The organism is Corynebacterium marinum DSM 44953 (genome assembly GCF_000835165.1).
In the GTDB taxonomy this organism is placed as follows: Bacteria; Actinomycetota; Actinomycetes; order Mycobacteriales; family Mycobacteriaceae; genus Corynebacterium; species Corynebacterium marinum.
In genome coordinates, this window is the sequence record NZ_CP007790.1 from 1,637,037 (window position 1) to 1,656,699 (window position 19,663).

The 19,663-nt window shown below is 69.2% G+C and carries 13 protein-coding genes; 1 reads left to right on the forward strand and 12 read right to left on the reverse strand.

Going from position 1 to position 19,663, the window contains the following annotated elements; all coding sequences use genetic code 11:
- The 7 genes from ffh to smc form a co-directional block, all read right to left on the reverse strand.
- Positions 1-1,602 carry a signal recognition particle protein gene (ffh, locus tag B840_RS07865; protein ID WP_042621693.1) on the reverse strand — a complete coding sequence of 534 codons (1,602 nt, stop codon included), beginning with the start codon at positions 1,600-1,602 and terminating at the stop codon, positions 1-3.
- A gap of 41 nt (positions 1,603-1,643) precedes the next feature.
- On the reverse strand, positions 1,644-3,731 hold the full coding sequence (locus tag B840_RS07870) for a [protein-PII] uridylyltransferase (protein ID WP_052491129.1): 2,088 nt from the start codon (positions 3,729-3,731) through the stop codon (positions 1,644-1,646).
- A complete protein-coding gene (locus tag B840_RS07875) occupies positions 3,712-4,050 on the reverse strand; it encodes a P-II family nitrogen regulator (RefSeq protein ID WP_042621694.1) in 339 nt (112 codons plus the stop codon). Before B840_RS07875 ends, B840_RS07870 begins: the two co-directional genes overlap by 20 nt.
- Positions 4,047-5,423 carry an ammonium transporter gene (locus B840_RS07880; RefSeq protein ID WP_084602871.1) on the reverse strand — a complete coding sequence of 459 codons (1,377 nt, stop codon included), beginning with the start codon at positions 5,421-5,423 and terminating at the stop codon, positions 4,047-4,049. Before B840_RS07880 ends, B840_RS07875 begins: the two co-directional genes overlap by 4 nt.
- Positions 5,424-5,630: 207 nt before the next feature.
- Positions 5,631-7,493 (reverse strand): signal recognition particle-docking protein FtsY, encoded by a 1,863-nt coding sequence (gene ftsY / locus B840_RS07885; protein ID WP_042621695.1) that lies wholly within the window; start codon positions 7,491-7,493, stop codon positions 5,631-5,633.
- Between the two features lie 77 nt (positions 7,494-7,570).
- Positions 7,571-10,978 (reverse strand): hypothetical protein, encoded by a 3,408-nt coding sequence (locus tag B840_RS07890; protein WP_042621696.1) that lies wholly within the window; start codon positions 10,976-10,978, stop codon positions 7,571-7,573.
- Positions 10,979-11,026: 48 nt separating this feature from the next.
- Complete coding sequence (smc, locus tag B840_RS07895; protein ID WP_042621697.1) at positions 11,027-14,455, reverse strand: chromosome segregation protein SMC; 3,429 nt, start codon at positions 14,453-14,455, stop codon at positions 11,027-11,029.
- 117 nt (positions 14,456-14,572) lie between these two features.
- Between smc and B840_RS07900 the strand changes: the two genes are divergently transcribed.
- Positions 14,573-15,835: an HNH endonuclease signature motif containing protein gene (locus B840_RS07900; protein WP_229676610.1), complete on the forward strand. Its 1,263-nt coding sequence runs from the start codon at positions 14,573-14,575 to the stop codon at positions 15,833-15,835.
- Here the strand turns inward: B840_RS07900 and B840_RS07905 are convergent.
- The 5 genes from B840_RS07905 to B840_RS07925 are packed head-to-tail and all read right to left on the reverse strand — an operon-like array spanning position 15,832 to position 19,654.
- Positions 15,832-16,143, reverse strand: coding sequence for an acylphosphatase (locus tag B840_RS07905; protein ID WP_042622627.1), 312 nt, complete (start codon positions 16,141-16,143; stop codon positions 15,832-15,834). The genes B840_RS07900 and B840_RS07905 overlap by 4 nt on opposite strands.
- Positions 16,089-17,561 (reverse strand): alanine/glycine:cation symporter family protein, encoded by a 1,473-nt coding sequence (locus tag B840_RS07910; protein ID WP_042621698.1) that lies wholly within the window; start codon positions 17,559-17,561, stop codon positions 16,089-16,091. Before B840_RS07910 ends, B840_RS07905 begins: the two co-directional genes overlap by 55 nt.
- A gap of 38 nt (positions 17,562-17,599) precedes the next feature.
- On the reverse strand, positions 17,600-18,418 hold the full coding sequence (gene mutM, locus B840_RS07915; RefSeq protein WP_042621699.1) for a bifunctional DNA-formamidopyrimidine glycosylase/DNA-(apurinic or apyrimidinic site) lyase: 819 nt from the start codon (positions 18,416-18,418) through the stop codon (positions 17,600-17,602).
- Positions 18,396-19,157 (reverse strand): ribonuclease III, encoded by a 762-nt coding sequence (gene rnc / locus B840_RS07920; RefSeq protein WP_042621700.1) that lies wholly within the window; start codon positions 19,155-19,157, stop codon positions 18,396-18,398. Before rnc ends, mutM begins: the two co-directional genes overlap by 23 nt.
- Positions 19,154-19,654, reverse strand: coding sequence for a YceD family protein (locus B840_RS07925; protein WP_042621701.1), 501 nt, complete (start codon positions 19,652-19,654; stop codon positions 19,154-19,156). Before B840_RS07925 ends, rnc begins: the two co-directional genes overlap by 4 nt.
- Positions 19,655-19,663 lie beyond the last annotated feature (9 nt).

The window sequence follows — 19,663 nt, forward strand, 5'->3', positions numbered from 1 at the left end:
CTATTTCTTGCCGCCCTTACCGAAGTCCAGATTGTCCAGGTCGATGTTCTCCATGCCCTTGGGCAGATTCGGCATCCCCGGGAGGTTGGGCATGCCCCCGGCGGCGCCCAGCTGCTGCTGCAGCTGCGCCATGTCCGGCATCCCCGGCGGCATTCCCGGCATTCCGCCCGGCATCTGACGCATCGGCTTACGCTTGCCGCCCTTGCCCTTGCGCCCCTTGGGCTTCTTCTTGGTGGCCGAGCGCTGCAGACCGCCGCCCGGCATTCCCATCTGGCCGGCCATCTTGCCCATCATCTTCTTGGCCTCGAAGAAACGCTCGACGAGCTGGTTGACGTCGGTGACGGTGACGCCGGAACCGGCCGCGATGCGCTTGCGGCGCGACGCGTTGAGGATCTTGGGGTCGTTGCGCTCGGACGGGGTCATGCCGCGGATGATGGCCTGGACGCGGTCGAGCTGCTTCTCGTCGACCATGTCCGCCATGTCGTTCATCTGCTTGCCGCCGGGCAGCATCTTGAGGATGTTGCCGAGCGGGCCCATCCGGCGGATCATGAGCATCTGGTCGAGGAAGTCCTCGAGCGTGAGCTCGCCGGAGGTCATCTTGGCGGCGGTCTCCTCCGCCTTCTGGTGGTCGAGGACCTGTTCGGCCTGCTCGATGAGGCTGAGTACGTCGCCCATGCCGAGGATGCGGCTGGCCATGCGCTCAGGGTGGAAGACGTCGAAGTCCTCGAGCTTCTCGCCGGTGGAGGCGAACATGATGGGCTTGCCGGTGACCTCGCGGATCGACAGCGCGGCGCCGCCGCGGGCATCGCCGTCGAGCTTGGTCAGGACGACACCCGTGAAGTCGACGCCGTCGCGGAAGGCCTCCGCGGTGTTGACCGCATCCTGGCCGATCATGGCGTCGATGACGAAGAGGACCTCGTCGGGGTTGACGGCGTCGCGGATGTTGCGCGCCTGCGTCATCAGCGTCTCGTCGATGCCGAGGCGGCCGGCGGTGTCGACGATGACCACGTCGTGCTGGGTGCGCCTGGCCTCCTCGATGCCGGCCTGCGCCACGGCGACCGGATCGCCGTGGGAGGTGCCCATCTCGTGGGAGTGGGAGTCGAGGGAGGTTCCCGGGTCGGGGGCGAAGGTGGGGACGCCGGCGCGCTCGCCGACGATCTGCAGCTGCTGGACCGCGCCCGGGCGCTGCAGGTCGCAGGCGACCAGCATCGGCGTGTGGCCCTGCTTGGTCAGGTGCTTGGCCAGCTTGCCCGCCAGGGTGGTTTTGCCAGCGCCCTGGAGACCGGCGAGCATGATGACGGTCGGCGGGGTCTTCGCCAGCTGGAGGCGGCGGGTCTCGCCGCCGAGGATCTGGACGAGCTCCTCGTTGACGATCTTGACCACCTGCTGGGCAGGGTTCAGCGCCTCCGAGACCTCGGCGCCGGCGGCGCGTTCCTTGATCCGTTTGATGAACCCCCGGACGACCGGCAGGGAGACATCGGCCTCGAGGAGGGCGAGCCGGATTTCCCTGGCCGTGGCGCTGATGTCGGCCTCGGTCAGCTTGCCTTTCCCGCGCAGCCCGGTGAGGGCACCGGTGAGACGGTCTGAAAGAGACTCAAACACTAGGACACTCTCCCTGCTATCGACGTTTTAACTCCCCCATGCTAGCCCGTCCCGAGGACACGGGTCACATCCCCGCCCACCTTCCGCCGGTCGACCGGCCCGGTGAAGGCCGCCTGGGCGATCATCGTGGCGCCCGGGGTGGTCACCGACAACCAGCTGACGGGCGGCAGGACCGCGATGAGCGCGCCCAATGCCCCGATACGGTCGACGGTCCGCACCTCGAGCACCTGTCCCCGCCAGGTGGTCAAGGTCGGCGCGGGCGGGATAAGGGGAAGCTCCGTGTGGACACCGGATTTGAAAGCCTGGACGAAGGCCGGCTCATCGGCCGCCTCGGCGAGGGTCTGGACGGTGGGCCGGGCGTCGAACTCCGCGTGGAGTTCTTCCGCCACCGCGATCCGGGCGGCCGTGATCTTCCAGGCCTTCGCGGCGATGAGGGCGAGCACCGGTTGCGGGTCGGTGCCCCGCCAGGACACAGTCACGGTGTCCTCCTCCGGGTTGGCGCGCAGACCGATCCCGGCGGGCGCGTGCACGAGGGGGCGGAGCGGAGCCGCCAGGACCAGGGCCCGGCGCGCCCGACCGACCAGGGTGCGCAGCCCCGCCTCGAGCCGGGCGTTCCACACACCGGGGCCGGTGGCCCGGGCATCCGCCTCGGTGAGGACCTCGAGCAGGTCGAGGGTGTCGCGGTCGTAGTGGACGGCGTCGAGGAGCAGGTCGAGGGTGTCGTCGGCGACGGGGTCGAAACGCGAGGCCAGCCGCGCGATGGTGGTGTGCTCGGCCACGAGCGTCTGCACCCGTGAGCGGTCCGGCAGGTTGAGGTCCAGGCGGCGGGCCATGCGGGCGACATACTCGGCGCCGACCTGCTCGTGTGGGCGCCCCTTCCCCTTGCCGATGTCGTGGAACAGTGCGCCCAGCAGCAGGAGGTCCGGGCGGGCGACGGACACTCCCACGGCCGCGCAGTTGGCGACGGTGACCAGGCTGTGCTGGTCGATGGTGTGGATGTGGGTGCGCTCCCTCGGCATGCGGCCGCGGATGCGCTCCCACTCGGGGACCAGCCGGACCCAGAGGCCGTGCCGGTCGAGTTCGTTGACCACCTCCGCGGTGTGCAGCGGCGAGGAGAGCAGCGCGAAAAAGTCCTCGGCGGCCGCCGCGGTGAGGATCTCCGGGAGCTCGGGCAGCTCTCCGAGCCGCTGCCAGGTGTGCGGGGAGACGGGGAGACCCGTGCGGGCGGCGGCCGCGGCCACGCGCAGCAGCAGCGCCGGGTCGCTGAGGTCCGGGCGGCGGGAGAGGGTGATCTCCCCGTCGTGGTCCACCACGTCGACGTCGAGGGGGCGGCGCTGGCCGCGGGTACGGGGGACGAGCGCGGCGCGGGCGGTGGCGAGGGCGGCGGTGACGGCGGCGTCGATACGCCGGGCGGCGTCGGCCAGGCGGGCGGAGAGCTCGTGGCGGTCGGTCAGGCCCAGTTCCGTGGCGATGTCCTCGGCGAATTCGGGGTCCAGCACGTCGCGGCGCCGTCGGGCGTGGGTGTGCAGCAGGGTGCGGACGTCGAGCAGCAGGGCACGTTCCTCGGTGAGCGGGGGCTCGTCGCAGAGGTTGGCCAGCGCGAGGGCGCGGATGAGGTCCAGATCGCGGAGGCCGCCGCGGCCGTTCTTCAGGTCCGGGTGCGTCATCGCGACCACCGAGCCGAAACGCCGCCACCGGGCGATCGCGGTGTCGGCGAGGGCGTTGAAGTTGCGGTGGATCTCGGTGCGCCACCGGGTGAGCACGGCGGCGCGGGTGCGGGCCGTGAGTTCGGCGTCGCCTGCCAGGTGCGACATCTCGAGCAGCGCGAGCGCGGCGGTCGAGTCTGCGCTGATCATGTCGACGCACTCGGTCAGGGTCCGCACTGCGTGGTCCACCCGGAAGGCGGAGTCCCAGACGGGGTACCAGAAGTCCGTGAGCTCGGGCTCCACCCCCTCCGGGTGGAGCAGGAGGAGGTCGAGGTCGGAGTGCGGGGTCATGTCGCCCCGCGCGAGTGAGCCGGTGGCCGCCAGCGCGCACCCTTCCGGCACCGTCAGACCGGCCAGCAGCTCGCGGGTCCGGGCGACGGCGCCGGAACGCAGGGTGGAGGGGTCAGAGGGCGGCGTCGTCACGGTCGCCGGTGCGGACTCGGACGACGTGCTCGACCGGGGTGACCCAGACTTTCCCGTCGCCCATCTTGCCGGTGTAGGCGGAGCGGGTGACGGCGTCGATGACGTCGGAGAGCTGCTCGTCCGCGACGAGGATCTCGATCTTGACCTTGGGCACGAAGTCGGTGGCGTACTCCGCGCCGCGGTAGACCTCGCTGTGGCCGCGCTGCTGGCCGTAACCCTGCGCCTCGGTGACGGTCATGCCGCCGACGTCCATGGATTCGAGCGCTTCGCGGATGTCGTTGAGGGTGAAGGGTTTGACAACTGCGGTCACGAGTTTCATCGGTTACTCCTCATTTCTGCGGGCTGCTCGGCCTGGACAGGCCTCGTCTGATTCTGGACCGATCCTACCCGGGCGGTCACGGCGCGCTGCTCACCGCCGGCCTCGTCGTAGGCGGTCTCGCGGTGCTCATGGATGTCGATTCCCTCGAACTCGGATTCCGGCTCGATGCGCCAGCCCAGGGTGAACTTGAGCGCCAGTCCCAGGACGGCGGTGATGAGGCCCGCGTACACCATCGCGAACAGGGCGATGACGACCTGGACGACCAGCAGCCGGAGGGTCTGCCCGCCGCCGGCGAAGAAAGCGAGCCCGATGGTGCCCCACAGGCCGGCGACGAGGTGGACGCCCACGACGTCGAGGGAGTCGTCGTAGCCGAAGCGGTACTTCAGCCCCACGCCGAGGCAGGCGAGGACACCGCCGACGGCGCCGAGCGCCAACGAGGTGACGGGGGTCAGTGCGCCGGCCGCCGGGGTGATGGAGACCAGCCCGGCCACCACGCCGGAGGCGGCGCCGAGGGAGGTCGGCCGGCCGTCGCGGAGCTTCTCGACGCCCACCCAGCCCAGCATCGCAGCCGCCGTCGCGGCGGTCGTGTTCAACCAGGCCAGACCCGCCAGACCGTCGGCAGCGAAGGCGGAGCCGCCGTTGAAGCCGAACCAGCCGAACCACAGCAGCGCCGCGCCGAGCATGACGAAGGGCAGGTTGTGCGGCCGCTGCGGGGTGGTGAGGAAGTCGAAGCGCTTGCCCACCATCATTGCGAGCACCAGGGCCGCCGTGCCCGCGGAGATGTGGACGACGGTGCCGCCCGCGAAGTCGATGGGTGCCACGGCGGCTTCCCCGTCGGTGGTGCCGAACATCCACGCGGCGAGGCCGTTCTCCGCGTGGGAGAGCAGTCCCCCGCCCCACACCATGTGGGCGAGCGGGAAGTAGACGAAGGTGGACCACAGCCCGGCGAACAGCAGCCAGGTGCCGAATTTCACGCGGCCGGCCAGCGCGCCGGAGATGATGGCGGTGGAGATGACCGCGAAGGTGAGTTGGAACGAGACGTCGATGACGTTGGCGTAGCCGCCCGCCCCCGCGAGGTAGTCGCCCGCGGAGTCGACCACCGAGTTGCGCAGGCCGAAGAACTCGGTGGGGTCGGCGAAGATCCCGCCGATGGACCTGCTCCCGTAGGACATCGACCAGCCCCAGAGGATGTAGACCACCGTCACAACTCCGAGCGTGCCGAAGGACATCATCATCATGTTGAGCGCGCTCCGGCGGCCCGACATTCCGCCGTAGAAGAGCGCGAGCGCCGGCGTCATGAGCAGGACCAGCGAAGCCGAGATGAGCATCCACCCCGCGTTGCCCGAGGCCGCCGCGGTTTCGTATGCGTTCATGGATTCCCGCCTTTCATTACCTGTTGCCCGACAGGTTATCGGGCACGTGAGTAACTATAGACTGACCGAAACCGTTTCGATAGTACGACAGGTAACTTTTTCGGGCGGTTGCCCCCGACGATTCACCCCGGAAAAACGACATCACCCAACCCCGCCTGCATGAGCAGACCTGGTTGGGTGATGCCCCGATTCACGGGTTCGGAATCCCTAGCCGAGCAGCGCGTCCACGAAGCCCTCCACCTCGAAAGGGGCGAGATCGTCCGCGCCCTCGCCCAGTCCCACGAGCTTGACCGGCACACCCAGCTCCTCCTGCACCTGGAAGACGATGCCGCCCTTGGCGGTGCCGTCCAGCTTGGTCAGAGCGATGCCGGTGATGTCCACGACCTCGCGGAACACCCGCGCCTGGGTCAGACCGTTCTGCCCGACGGTGGCGTCGAGAACCAGGATGACCTCATCCACCGCGGTCTTCTTCTCCACGACCCGCTTCACCTTGCCCAGCTGATCCATGAGGCCGGTGGCGGTGTGCAGACGGCCGGCGGTGTCGATGAGCACGACGTCCGCCTGCTCCTCCACGCCCCGCGCGACGGCGTCGAAAGCCACCGAGGCCGGATCCGCCCCCTCCGCTCCGCGCACGGTCGCGGCACCCACTCGACGACCCCAGGTCTCCAGCTGGTCGGCAGCCGCCGCACGGAACGTGTCGGCCGCGCCCAGCAGCACCTTGTGCCCCATGGAGACGAGCACGCGCGCCAGCTTGCCCGTCGTCGTGGTCTTGCCGGTGCCGTTGACACCGACGACCAGGATCACGGCGGGCTTGCCTTCGAAGGGCATCGCCCGGATGGAGCGGTCCATCTCCGGGTGGCAGGACTCGATGAGGGCCTCCCGCAGCAGTACGCGCGCCTCGTCCTCGCTGGCCACACCCCGTGCGGCGATCTTCTCCCGCAGCGAATCGACCACGTTCATCGTCACCTTGGTGCCGAGGTCGGCCATGAGGAGGGTGTCCTCGATCTCCTCCCAGGCGTCCTCATCCAGGTCGCCCGCCGAGAGAATTCCCAGCACGCCCTGGCCGATCGCGTTCTGGGAGCGCGAGAGTCGACCGCGCAGACGACCGATACGGCCGGCGGCCGGATCGATGTCGTCCGTCGGCGCCGGGGCGGGAGCCGGCGTGGTGTCCGGGACCGGCGTGGTCTCCAGCGCCTCGACGGCCGAGTCGACGGTGACCTGCGCGACCTCCGCAGCCTCTTCCGCCTCCTCGACGACCTCGACCTCTTCGACAGTCTCCGGCTCAACCGGGGTCACAGTCTCCGGGGTTTCAGGTTCATCGCTGTCACCGGAGGCCGCAGCTGCACCGGCAATGACCGCTCCCCCGGCACCGCCGGTGACCGCAGCGCCCGCACCCGCGAGCCGGTCCGTCTCGTGCACGGGGTCCTGCTCGTCCTCATGGTGGGACTCGTAGGTGACGTAAGCCTCTTCTCCCGCAGGCTCCCCGGTCACCACCTGCTGCGAAGTCTCCGGGTGGACAGCGTCATAGGTGATGTAGGCGCCCGGGTCCTTCTCCTCCACCGGGGAGTCAACGGGGGCTTCCGCCTTGGGCTCTTCTACCTTCGGGGCCTCTACCTTCGTGGGCTCTTCCACCTTCGGCGTCTGAACCTTCGGGGCTTCTACCTTCGGAGTCTCCGCCTTGGGCTCTTCCACCTTCGGCGTCTCTGCCTTCGGCGTCTCTGCCTTAAAGGTCTCCACCTTCGGAGTCTCCACCTTCGGTGCCTGAGCCTCCGGGGCCTCTACCTTCGGAGCCTCGGGCGGGGTCGACGCTGCCGCCGCTTCCGCACCGAGCACCTGGCCCGGCCGGAGGACCGGTTCCTTCTTCTCGGCAGGGGCCGCCGGAGCGAAGTTGAAACCACCCTTGGCCTGGTAATCGCCGGATTTCTCCTGCTGGGTCAGCTCCTTCTGTTCCTTCTTCTCGAAGCTGACGGTTTTCGCCTTCTTGCGCTGGTTTCCGACGACGACGACAACGATCAACGTCAGAACCAGAATGACGACGATTGCGAGAATGATCCACATGGTCATGTTCATATTGTCCATAGTGGCAGGAAACGCGCCGTTTCTCACTCTGAGTCGCCGTGAAAGTGCAGGAAAGATCAGGAAATGGCTCAGGCCCCCCGCTGCGTCGCCAGGACCATCGCCTCGGCGGAGACGAGATCGCCGCTCACGAGGTCGGGGACGATGTCGGCCATCCGGCTCCATCCGCGTGAGGCGGCCTCCAGGGTCTTCGACTTACCCATCAGCCCGTGCGCGTGCATTCTCGCGGCCAGGGCGAAGACCAGGGACACCACCGGCGCCAACGCCCAGGCGTTCGCCCGCTCGTCGGTGTTGACTCCGTCGAGCTTGTCGAAGCGGACGCGGGCGTTGGAGTACAGCGCCCGGTTGGCGCTGCGAAGACCACGCAGCAGACTGACGGCGGGCTTGATCAGGTCCTCGGAAGTGAGGAGATCGATGAGTTCCTCGCGACGGCGGAAGGTCTCGAAGACGGCGAGGAGCCGGGCATTATCGTCGGACAGTGCACCGGGGACGAGCTCGGCGCTGGAGAAGAAGTGCGCCAGCAGCGCCTCCTGCTGGGCTGCGTCCATCTTGGCGATGAGCACCGTCGACTGGTCGATGCAGGCCGAGTCCAGGGAGGAGTCGTGGCCGGTGTCGAGGGTGTTGAGGATTCCGCGGCCCGCGACGTCGGCGAGCCTGTTGCGCAGCTCCCGCTGTGCCACGCGGTCGGACTCTTCGGTGGCCGCGATCTCGGCGAGCAGTTCGAGGGCGCCGAGCCAGGCGGCCCGGTGGCCGGTGTCCCGGCCCGGCTCACCCGGACCGGAGGCGACGGTGGCCAGCCCGGAGGCGATGACCCGCCCCGGCTGGAGGCCCGCCGGGACGAGGGAGTCCGCGAGCGCTGCGATGGCGGCGCTCGGCGCGGACGCGAAGGTGGCGCTGACGGCCGACCGGCTGCGGGGGTCGTCGGTCTCGGCGAGCAGCTCCCACAGGATCGGCATGATCTCCGGGTCGGTGGGCGCCTCTTCCCGCTCCCCGGCCAGGAACGCCGACAACGACTCCAGTCCGTTGTTCTGGGCGGTGTAGTAACCGGGCTGCTCGGCAGTCAGCGCGCGCTCACCCGGGTACTGCGGGGCACGCAGGGTGGTGAAGGGGTCGACGGAATGGAGGATGACGGCGAGGGGGCCGGCGTCGATGAGAGACTCCGGCAACGGCGTCGACTTCTCGACCTCCGGCAGGGTCACCGCCGGTGCCCAGGGAGCGGTCAGCGGCCAGACCCAGGCGCCGAGGCTCCGCTGCGCCAGGTCCTCGAAGACCAGCGCGCCGTCCTGGACGGTCACACCCGCACAGTGCGGGGTGGACAGCTCGGCGAGGGTGACGGAGGTGCGCTCGTCGGCACGCGAGTCGACCCACTCGAGCTCGACGCGGCCGGAGGGCAGCGTCGCGGCGGAGGTGGCCAGCGCGCGGAAGGGCGCGGAATAGGTCAACGGGTCCGTCTGCTTCAACGGAACGGTGCGCACCGGGGTGCCGTGGTTGTTGAGGACGCGGACCTGCGGCCGGCCCATCTCGCCGCCGACGCGGACACGCAGCTCGCCGGCGGGGTCCAGATCGCGCGGCGTGCAGATCAGGCGGGTGGTGCGCCACATCGTGCCCTCGCGGACGGGCAGTTCGAAGGCCATGCGCGGCGGGACGAAACGCAGCGGCAGACGGTCCCCCTCGTCCGTCTCGACGGCGAAATCAGCCCCCGCGGAATGAGCGTCGACGGTGACGCGGCGCGGGTCGACCGCGAAGGGCTTGTCTCCGTGGTTGATGTAGAGCTGCGCGTCGCTGAGGCCGGAGACGGCGGGGATGCGCACGGAACGGTCGTTGTCGATGATCGTACGGGCGACCATGCCCTCGACGATGGTGTAGCGGTGGCGGAAGGACTCGCCGCGCGGGCCGCGCACGCGCACGAGATACTCGCCCACCCAGGGGGAGTCGTAGTCCTCGGGGTCGAAGATGGCGAACTGGCCGCCCCCAGCCTGGATCTCGAGCGGCTCCGGCGGGGCGATCTCGTCGCCGGCGGCGCCGGGGCGGGCGTAGGCGGAGATGGAAAGCTGCCAGGTTTCGTCGCGGCCCGAGGGGGTTGGCGGGAAGTCGGCGATGAGCTCACCCGGATAGACCGGCAGCCCCGACAGCGACCGCACGTCCTCCAGCGGCTCGGAGGGGTGCAGGAAAGTGACCCGCTGACGCGGGTCCACGCTGCGCAGGCGTGAGGTCTGGGAGTCCCGGGTCACCTGGAGGCTGGCGGCCTCGGTGAGGTCGAGGCGGCGGGCGATCCACGAGGTCCAGCCCTCCACCTCCAGTTCCTCGAGAACGGGGAGTTCCTGGCCGGCGGCGGTGTCGGTGATGGTCGCGTCGGCGGGGACGAGCACCCACACCTCGCGGTGGTGCAGGGTGGAGACCGCGGTGAGGTTCTGGCCGTTGGCGGCGAAGATGAGGACCGGGTCTGCGGTCTCGACGACCGGGGTCGTCCAGGTGATTCCGTTGGAGACGTCCTGGACGGTGGCCTCCCTGATCTGCCGCTCGACGGTGATGTCGAGCGCCTCCGACCAGGTCGGTTCACCCCACGGGCGGCCGGTGCGGAAGATCCGGGTGGTTCCCTCGACGTTGACCCGCCAGGAGACCTCGCCCAGTTCGTCGCGCACGCGCTGCTGGGGCAGGCGCAGGCAGACCTTGGCGCGGCGGGCGTCGAAAATCAGGCGCGGGCGCAGCTCGCGGGTGGCCACACCGACGGCGGAGGCGCGGTCCAGCATCCCCACGGGCCGTTCCCGAAGCTCGGCTATGACGGGCTCGGCGACCAGGGCCGGCAGGGAGTCCGGCAGCACGCGGTCGGGCCAGGAGGTGGGGTGCTCGAGCGCGAAGGCGCGCAGTTCGTTGATGCCGTCGAGGAGGGCGGCGAACCGGCCGGGGGCGAGCTCGGCGACGGCCGCGGTGATGTCGAGCGTCTCGTCCTCCATGTCGGGCCAGGCCCAGGAGCCGTCGAGAAGCAGCGCGGCGACGTCCCCGCCCCCGGTGCGGTCGAGGAGCTCCAGCAGCGTGCCCACCTCCGCCCAGGGCAGGCCGGCATGGACTGCCAGCAGATCGACCGCGGGCGCGTCGAGGACGGTCAGTCCCACCCGCCCGAGGAGAACCGGGACCTGCCCCTCGAGGAGCTCGGCCCACTCCGCCCGGGCCTCCAGGCCGAGGCCGACGAGGTGATCGGTGAAGAAGCGGGCGGGGTCGGTGTTCACAGAGGCGTGCGAGACCAGCGTGGCCGTGGCCAACGCCGGCGTGATCTCCAGCAGGTCGGGCAGTTCGGCGCCGGCGGAAATCTGCCGGGCCAGGAAGGTGCCGTAGAAACGGTCGATCGATTCAAGTTCATCGGCGGTGAGAGCGGTGTCGGTGAACCACTCCGCACCGGACAGGCGGCCGGCTATGTCGAGCTCGGTCTGGGAGGCCCAGAGCAGCAGAGAATCCTGGAGATCGGCGAATGGCGTGCTCATCTGGTGGTGGTGTCCCCTGTACAAGTGGTGGCTGGTGAAGGGATCATCCTACCCGGCGGGCTGCATGCGCTGGGAGATGACTCGGGTGACCCCGTCGCCACGCATGGTCACGCCGTAGAGGACGTTGGCCACATCCATCGTCGGCTTCTGGTGCGTGATGACGATGAGCTGCGAGTCCTTCCGGAGTTCCTGGAACAACGCGATGAGGCGGCGCAGGTTGACGTCGTCGAGGGCCGCCTCGACCTCGTCCATGACATAGAAGGGGCTGGGCCGCGCCTTGAAGATGGCCACGAGCATCGCCAGCGCCGTCAGGGACTTCTCGCCGCCCGAGAGCAGCGACAGCCGCTTGACCCGTTTCCCGGGCGGACGCGCCTCGACCTCGATGCCGGTCAGCAGCATGTCGTCGGGTTCGGTGAGCACCAGTCTGCCCTCGCCGCCCGGAAACAGGGTGGCGAACACCGCCGGGAACTGCTCCTCGACATCGAGCCAGGCGTCGGTGAACAGCTGGAGGATCCGGGCGTCGACCTCCTCGATGACACCGGTGAGGTCCTTGCGCGCCTGGACGACGTCGTCGAGCTGGGTGGACAGGAACTCGTAACGCTCCTCCAACGCCCGGAACTCCTCCAGTGCCAGCGGGTTGACCTTGCCCAGGGCGCGGAGGTCCTTCTCCGCCCGGGCTAGCCGCTGCTCCTCCGCCGCGCGGTCGAAATCCCCGCCGGGGGTGTACTCCGCCAGGAGGTCGGAGACGGCCAGGCCGAGCTGCTCGACGATCTTGGCCTCGGCCTCGTCGATACGCACCCGCGCCTGGGTTCGCGCTATGTCGCCGGCATGGGCGTTGTCGGTGAGCCGATTCAGCTGGACGCGGGTGGCGTTGACCCGGTCCTTCGCGCGCGCCAGGCGCGAGCCGACCTCGGCGCGGCGCCGGACCAGCCCGTCGCGCTCGAGTGCCGCCCGCTCCGTGGCGCCGGCCACGCGGGCCGCCACGTCCAGCGCCCCCTTCTCCACCGCCGCGGCCACCTCGGCCGAGTGCCGGCGCCTCCTCATCGCCTCATCGTGGCTGGCCTTCGCCCGGCGTTCGTGGGCAGCCTGGCGGCGCAGCGCCACACTCCGCCCGGAGGCCTGCTCCGCACGCTCCTCGGCGGTGCGCAACGCGAGGATCGCCTCCAGCTCCATCGCCTTGACCTGGGCGAGCGCGGTGGACGCCTCGTCGCGGGCGAGGGTGGAGGGTTCCTCGGTCGCCTGGTCGTCCTCGACGCGGGCGAGCCGGTCACGGGCCTCGTTGAGCTGCCCTCGGAGGCCGGCCAGGCGGGCGTCGGCGACGGTGGCCCGCTCCGCGGCGCGCTGGTGCTCACTCTTGTTCGCCTCGTACTGCCTGTTCAGCCGCGCGAGGTCGCGTTCCCAGGCGGCGAGGGACTGGTCGTGGTCGCGCAGGGCGGCCTTCTTCGCGGCGGCGTCGACACGCGCCTCGTCTGCGGCGATCCGGGCGCCCTCGAGGGTGCCGGAGAGTTCGTCGAGGACGACGCGGGCCTCAGCCAGCTCCGTCTCCGCCGCGGCGATCTGCGTGCCGACCTCCACCGGCGACACCACCCCGGAACCTGCCTGAACCCACCGCTCGCCGTAGAGCACGCCCTCCGGGGTGACCGCGCGCAGGCGGGGATCGGCCTCCACCGTGGCACGGGCGACGGCCGGATCGGCGGCCAGCACGACGTCGGCCAGCAGCCGGTTGAGCGGCACCCGGACGCGTTCGTCGGCGTCGATGTGGTCGAGCAGCCAGCCCGCCCCGGATGGCAGATCAGCGTTGAGCCGCCACGGCTCACCACCCTCGGATTCGTCGAAGACGACGGTGCGGGAGGCCCGGCAGAGCTTCTCGACGACCCCCTCGTCCACCGCCCCCACCAGCGCATCAGCGTGCGCCCCGAGCGCCGCCGACACCGCCCGGCCCTGCTCTGTGCGCAGGAGCCCCGCGAGGGTCGGCCAACCCAGATCCACGTCGGCGACCGGCACGTTCTGGCGCAGGGTGTCGATCCTCGACTGCAGCGAATACACCGCCCGCTCCCGTTCCCGCTGCCGGTCCCGCAACTGGTCGAGCCGCTTTTCCGCCGCGCCGGCTTCGCTGGCCGCCCGGACGTGGGCGTCGTCGAGCGGGCCGCGCTCCCCCGCCAGCGCCCGGATCTTCTCCGCAGCGGCCTCCGCGTCCCGCCGCGCCGAGGTCGTGCGTGCCAGAGTCTCGGCGAGGGTCTCCGTCTGCCTGGCGATCTCTTCCTCCGCGGCCGTGACCTGACCCGCCAGGGACTCCTCCGCGGCGATCAACCGCACCACCCCTTCCCGACGGTCCGCGAGGGCACGCACCTGCGCCATGTGCTCGGCCTCAGCTTCCCGGCGCGCCTCCTCCCGCTCGAAGACCTCGTCGCGGATCGACTCCAGGCGTTCCCGGGCGATCTCCACGGTCTCGTTGAGTCCGGCGTACTCGGCCTCCGCCTCCTCCGCACGCCGTTCCAGCGCATCCGGATCCTGCCCCGTGTAGGCCACGACGTGGGCGTTGGCGGCGCGCTCCGCCGCAATCCGGGAGGTCGCGGAGACCCGTTCCGCCAGAGTCGAGAGCGTGAACCACAGCTGCTGCGCCGCCTCCGCCTGCGGGGCGAGCTCCTCGACCTGGGACTCCAGGGCGAGCTGTTCAGCAGCCGCCTCCTCCAGTGCCCCGGTGACCTCGTCTACCTGTTCCGCCAACAGCCGGGCGCGCCGGTCTGCGTCGTCGAACTCCAGGCGGAGCCGGTGCACCCGGTCGCCGGCGAGGCGGAGCCGGGCGTCCCGGAGCGTCGCCTGGACGGTGGCGGCCCGCTGTGCCGCCTCCGCCTGCCTGGCCAGCGGTTTCAGCTGCCTGCCCAGTTCCTGTGTCAGGTCGTTCAGGCGGTCGAGGTTGGCCTGCATCCCGACGAGTTTGCGCTGGGCCTTTTCTTTCCGGCGCCGGTGCTTGAGCACACCCGCCGCCTCCTCGATGAAGGCGCGGCGCTCCTCCGGGCGTGCCTCCAGAATCTGCGCGAGCCGCCCCTGCCCGACGATGACGTGCATCTCCCGCCCGATGCCGGAGTCCGACAGCAGCTCCTGGATGTCCATGAGCCGGGCCTTCGCTCCGTTGATCTCGTATTCGCTGGCGCCGTCGCGGAACATCCGGCGGGTGATGGAGACCTCGCTGTAGTCGATGGGCAGGGCGCCGTCGGAGTTGTCGATCGTGAGGGTCACCTCGGCGCGGCCGAGCGGCTTGCGGTCGCCCGCGCCGGCGAAGATGACGTCCTGCATCTTCCCGCCGCGCAGGGTCTTGGCGCCCTGTTCGCCCATCACCCAGGCGAGAGCGTCCACGACGTTGGATTTTCCCGAACCGTTCGGGCCGACGACGGCGCAGATACCCGGTTCAAATTTGAGGGTCGTCGCAGAAGCGAAGGACTTGAATCCCTTGAGCGTCAGCGATTTCAGGTGCACGGAAAAAAGGGTAGCACCGGGGGAAACATGTTCCTGGTAGGGCTTGCGGGGGTCGAAGGAGTGTTCTAGAGTGGGGTTCGAACATACAAACGATGTGGGGGATGCATCTTGTCGACAATGATGTCGGTCGTGGAGAGGGAACTGGAGGAACTCCTCCGGCCCACCGCCTTCTATGCGGTGTGTTCGCCGGAGGATCCGGTCGCCATCCGCGGCGCCCGCATCCGCCGCGCCGACCATGAGATGTGGCAGGCCATCCTTCCCGGCGAGGACGACGATCTGGCCATCACCGTCGCCAGTCTGCGCAAGTCGACCGGGCACAACGACAACTACATCGAGGGCGCCATCCACGCCCACCGGCGGCTGCACGAACTGCCCCTCCTCCGGCGGCTCCAGGAGCGGTTGTTCCACCTTGATCTTCCCCGTATGAAGGCGATCGACCGGGCGCTGTGCAAGCTCGAGGCAGCCAACCACGAGCACATGCGCGTCGTCGACGAGGAGATCACGGCGTACCTCACCCCGCGCAGGGCGAACCAGAACCTCCCCTCCCCGTCCGCCATCCGCTCCAGACTCAACGCCATCATCCTGACCCTCGACACTTCGGTCTCCGGCGACGACTCCCCGGCGGCCGGAACCACCGACCATTACCGGCTGAGCATTGACGGCGACCGGGGTTACCTGGAGTTGGAGACCGATGCGGTCACGGCCCAGGAGATAGACCTGCACGTCCGGGCCCACGCCTCCGCCGCGGGCATGTCTCTGGCGGAGGCTCTGGCCGACCTCGTCCGCGGCAACGGCCGCACCAAGGTCACCCTCAACGTCTACCGGGCAGCCGATGTACCGGACGCTCCCGGCTACATCCCCGGCGTGGGCTGGACAAGCAGCCGGGTGGCCGGGGAAATGGCCGCCCGGGCCACCTCCATCCAGGACATGGACGAGATCTACGGGAAGGTCTCCAGCGCCTACCGGACCCCGGACGACATCCGGGCTGTCGTCATCGGACTCGACGGAGTGTGCGGGTTCCCCAGCTGCCGGCGCCCCGGCCACCACTGCCAGATGGACCACCGGATCAACCATGAGGACGGCGGCCCCACCACGGCCTCAAACCTGGTGGCCCTGTGCCAGTACCACCACAACCTGAAGACCGACGGCCGGGTGTGGTACATCGTGGACTCCGACACGCGGGACATCGTCTGGCTTTTCGACGACGGCCGCTACGTGATCGAAGAACCTTCCGGCCCCCTCTCCCCGCGGGCGCGCAACTGGGTGCAGACCGTCGGACAGCGGCAGGACAAGCGGCGGGCCCGGATCCGGAAGCAGTCCCAGGAGCGGAAAGCAACGTCGGACCCACCCCAGCGGGACGAGGATCCACCGCCTTTCTAGAAGGTGCGGAAGCCGTGTTCCCCCAGAGGCGCCGCCCACGCCTGGGTAACCTCATCGACCCCGCCCGGCCCGGACCACAATCGACGCAGCAACTCGCCGACCGCCTCATCTGCCCCTTCCGCAATGACCTTGACGCGCCCGTCGGGAAGATTTGCGGCGGAACCCACCAACCCCAGTTCCACCGCCTGCTGACGGGTCCACCACCGGAAGCCCACGCCCTGGACGTTACCGTCGACGTGTGCGGTTAACCTGATCACTTCACGTGGTCCTTCAGGCTGCGGCGGGTGACCGGGTCCGAACCGTCCCAGACCTCCACGTTCTTGATCTCCGGCAGCATGTCGCGGTGGAAGACCGGGTCGTGGCCCGCAGTGCGCTGCTCGCCGTAGTTGCGCAGCAGCTTGATGGCCACACCTGCCAGCGGCACGATGGCGATGAGGTTGATGATGACCATGGTGGCCGCGAAGGTGTCGCCCATCGCCCAGACCAGGGGCAGGGAGCCGACGGCACCGAAGAAGACGAAGCCGATGACGGTTACCCGGAAGACGTTGAGCCACATCCTGGACTTCGTCAGGTACTGGATGTTGGCCTGTGCCAGGTAGTAGTTGCCCAGGATGGAGGAGAACGCCAGGAAGAAGAGGATGAAGGTGACGAAGTGGGTGCCCCAGGATCCGACCACGTTGGCGAGCGCCTCCTGCGTCAGCGACGCACCCTGGACTGTCTCCCCGTAGGCGGGGTCGCTGCCCAGCAGGATGATGAAGGCGGTGATCGAGCAGATCACGAGGGTGTCGAAGTAGACGCCCAGGGTCTGGACCAGGCCCTGCTTGACGGGGTGGGAAACCGTTGCGGTGGCGGCGGCGTTGGGGGCGGAACCCTGGCCTGCCTCGTTGGAGAACAGGCCTCGGCGCATACCGTTCATGAAAGCCGCACCCACCGCGGCGCCCGCGATCTCACGCAGGCCGAGCGCGTGCCCGACAATGTCCGCGATGATTCCCGGAACCTCTCCGATGCGCATGACGATGACGATGAGCGCCACGACGATGTAGGCGACGGCCATGAACGGCACGATGATCTGGGTGACATTGGCGATGCGGTAGACGCCACCGAAGATGACCACTGCGGTCAATGCGGCCAGGACGCCGCCGACGACCATCTTGAAGCTCATGTCTTCACGCCCCAGCGAACCGCCGATCACCTCGACGATGGAGTTGGTCTGGATCGAGTTGTAGACGAAGCCGTAGGTAATGGAGATCGCCACGGCAAAAATGAGCGCGAGCCATTTCGCGTTCATTCCGCGGGTCATGTAGTAGGCCGGGCCGCCGTGGTAATGGCCGGTGGAGTCCCGGCTCTTCCACAGCTGCGCCAGGGTGGACTCGATGAAGGCGGTTGCGCCGCCGATGATGGCGATCATCCACATCCAGAACACCGCGCCGGGGCCGCCGAGGGTGATGGCCACCGCCACGCCGGCGATGTTGCCGGTGCCCACGCGGGAGGCGGCGGAGATGGTGAAGGCCTTGAAGGCGGAGATGCCGCCGTATTCCTTGTCTTCGTCGTGGCCGATGCCGCGGGGCTTCTCGACGACCGCGCGGAACATGTCGGGGATCATCCGGAGCTGCACCACGACGGTGCGGAAGCCGAAGTAGAAGCCCGCGGCGATGAGCAGCCAGGGGACGACGGTCCAGAGGTTGTCGTTGATCGTCCCGGTGACGAATGTCTCGATGGATTCCATAGGACTGAACCTACTATGTGCCCCGGGTCACAATCTACTTAGAGTTTCTGACACGCCGGGCAGTAGTGGGTGGAGCGGTTCTGGAAGGACACCCGCCTGATCGGGGTCCCGCACCGGCGGCAGGGCCTGCCCTCCTGGCCGTAGGCGTTGAGGGAGCGGGAGAAGTATCCGGAGGCGCCGTTGACGTTGACGTAGAGGGCGTCGAAACTGGTGCCGCCGGCGTCGAGGGCGCGGCGCATGACGTCGGCGGCGGCGTCGAGAAGCGAGACGACGTCGCGCTGCCGCAGGCTCGAGGCCCGCCTGGTGGGGAGGATGCCCGCCTGCCACAGCGCTTCATCGGCGTAGATGTTGCCGATGCCGCTGACCACCGTCTGGTCCAGCAGGACGGTCTTGACGGCCGACTTCTTCGCCCGGATCCGCCGGGCCGTCGCAGCGACGTCGAAATCCGCTTCCAGGGGATCAAGTGCCACGTGCGCGACAGGTGCCGGGATGCCGCCGACGAGCGGGGTGTGCAGCCACCGGCCGAAGGTTCGCTGGTCGACGAAGGCCACTTCCCTCCCGCTGACCTCGGCGCGGATGCGCAGGTGGGGGGACGTGCAGGTGCCGGGCTCGCCGATGAGCACCTGGCCGCTCATGCCCAGGTGGATGAACAGGGCCGAATCGCCCAGGTCGCACCACAGGTACTTGCCTCGGCGGCGGATATCCAGGATCGTGGCGCCGACGAGCAACGCGTCCAGAGGCGCGTCCTGCCCGCGGTTGGCCCGGGGGTGCAGCACCTCAACCTGTTCGAAGACTCCGCCGATGAGATGGTCCGCCATCCCCCGGCGGACGACCTCAACTTCGGGGAGTTCCGGCACGGGGGTTCTCCCGGAGGGCCAGGAACGCCACCCGGGCGGAGGCCTGTTCGGCGAACTTCTTGCTGGGGCCGGCGCCGGTGCCGAGCACGATGCCGTTGACCGTGACGGTGGCGGAGAAGGTCAGGTCGTGCTCGGGGCCGGTGGACGTCGCGTCGTACACCGGCATGGGGTACTTGAGCTCGGCGGCGCGTTCCTGCAGGTTGGTCTTCCAGTCCCGGTGGATGTTGCTTGCCGACGCCGCGTCGATCTTCTCCTCGAACAACCGGAGGACGACGTCGCGGGCGGTTTCGAAACCGAGCTGCAGGTAGATCGCGCCGAGGAGCGCCTCGGTGGTGTCGGCGAGGATGGAGTCCTTGTCCCGCCCGCCGGTGACGAGCTCACCTTTCCCCAGCAGGATGTGGGGGCCGAGGTTGATCTCCCGCGCGATGTCGGCGAGCCCGTAGCGGGAGACGATGGAGGCGCGCATCTTCGAGATGTCCGACTCCGGGCGGGAAGGGTACTGGGAGTAGAGCCTGGTAGCGACGGAGAGACCGAGGACGGCGTCGCCGAGGAACTCCAGGCGCTCGTTGTTCGGCAGGGTGCCGTTCTCGTTGGCGAAGCTGCGGTGCGTCAGCGCGAGGCGGAGGTAGTCGTCCTCAATGCGGACGCCAAGGGCGTCGAAAAGCGGGGTGTGGTCGACCGCCCGGAAGGCGGTCTCGAGAGACTCCTCCCCGCTCGGCCGCGGGCGCTTGCGGGTCACAGGAACTTCTCCAGGTCGCCCCACCTCGGGTCGACCGCCTTGAACTCGCCGGACACGCCGTCCGGGGCGGGGGTTTCAGAGTCGTCGCACCCGTTCTCGCAGGTCGGGTTGAAAGGCAGCGCGAGGACGGCTTCGTCGATGACCGCCTGGAGGATGTCGACCTGGTCGCCGACGATCTCCGGCAGGTCGTCGGCCTCATCGCCTTCTTCGCCGGTGACGAAGTCCGGGGAGCCGGAGAACACCTGGGTGACGTGCAGCTCCAGGTCCGGGTGGAGTTCCCGGAGGCAGCGGACGCACTGCCCGGTGAGGCGGCCGCGGATGTCGGCGTCGACGAGCACTCCCCCGCCCAACTGGCTGAGGGTGGCGTCGACGGTGATCTCCTCGCCTTCCGCGAGGCCGATCATCTCGGGACCGATCCGGATGGGGCTGGGACCGGTCTGGGTGCGCTGGGCGAACTGGTTGAGTCCGGCGATGTTGAACACGAAGGGAGAAGTCATAGCCTCTGA

What these genes read in the sequence shown, in the direction of transcription:
- B840_RS07925 (WP_042621701.1), bottom strand. Translation starts at nt 19,654, where the DNA reads ATGACTTCTCCCTTCGTGTTCAACATCGCCGGACTCAACCAGTTCGCC.
- B840_RS07875 (WP_042621694.1), bottom strand. Translation starts at nt 4,050, where the DNA reads ATGAAACTCGTGACCGCAGTTGTCAAACCCTTCACCCTCAACGACATC.
- B840_RS07880 (WP_084602871.1), bottom strand. Translation starts at nt 5,423, where the DNA reads ATGAACGCATACGAAACCGCGGCGGCCTCGGGCAACGCGGGGTGGATG.
- B840_RS07890 (WP_042621696.1), bottom strand. Translation starts at nt 10,978, where the DNA reads ATGAGCACGCCATTCGCCGATCTCCAGGATTCTCTGCTGCTCTGGGCC.
- B840_RS07910 (WP_042621698.1), bottom strand. Translation starts at nt 17,561, where the DNA reads ATGGAATCCATCGAGACATTCGTCACCGGGACGATCAACGACAACCTC.
- B840_RS07900 (WP_229676610.1), top strand. Translation starts at nt 14,573, where the DNA reads ATGATGTCGGTCGTGGAGAGGGAACTGGAGGAACTCCTCCGGCCCACC.
- ftsY (WP_042621695.1), bottom strand. Translation starts at nt 7,493, where the DNA reads ATGAACATGACCATGTGGATCATTCTCGCAATCGTCGTCATTCTGGTT.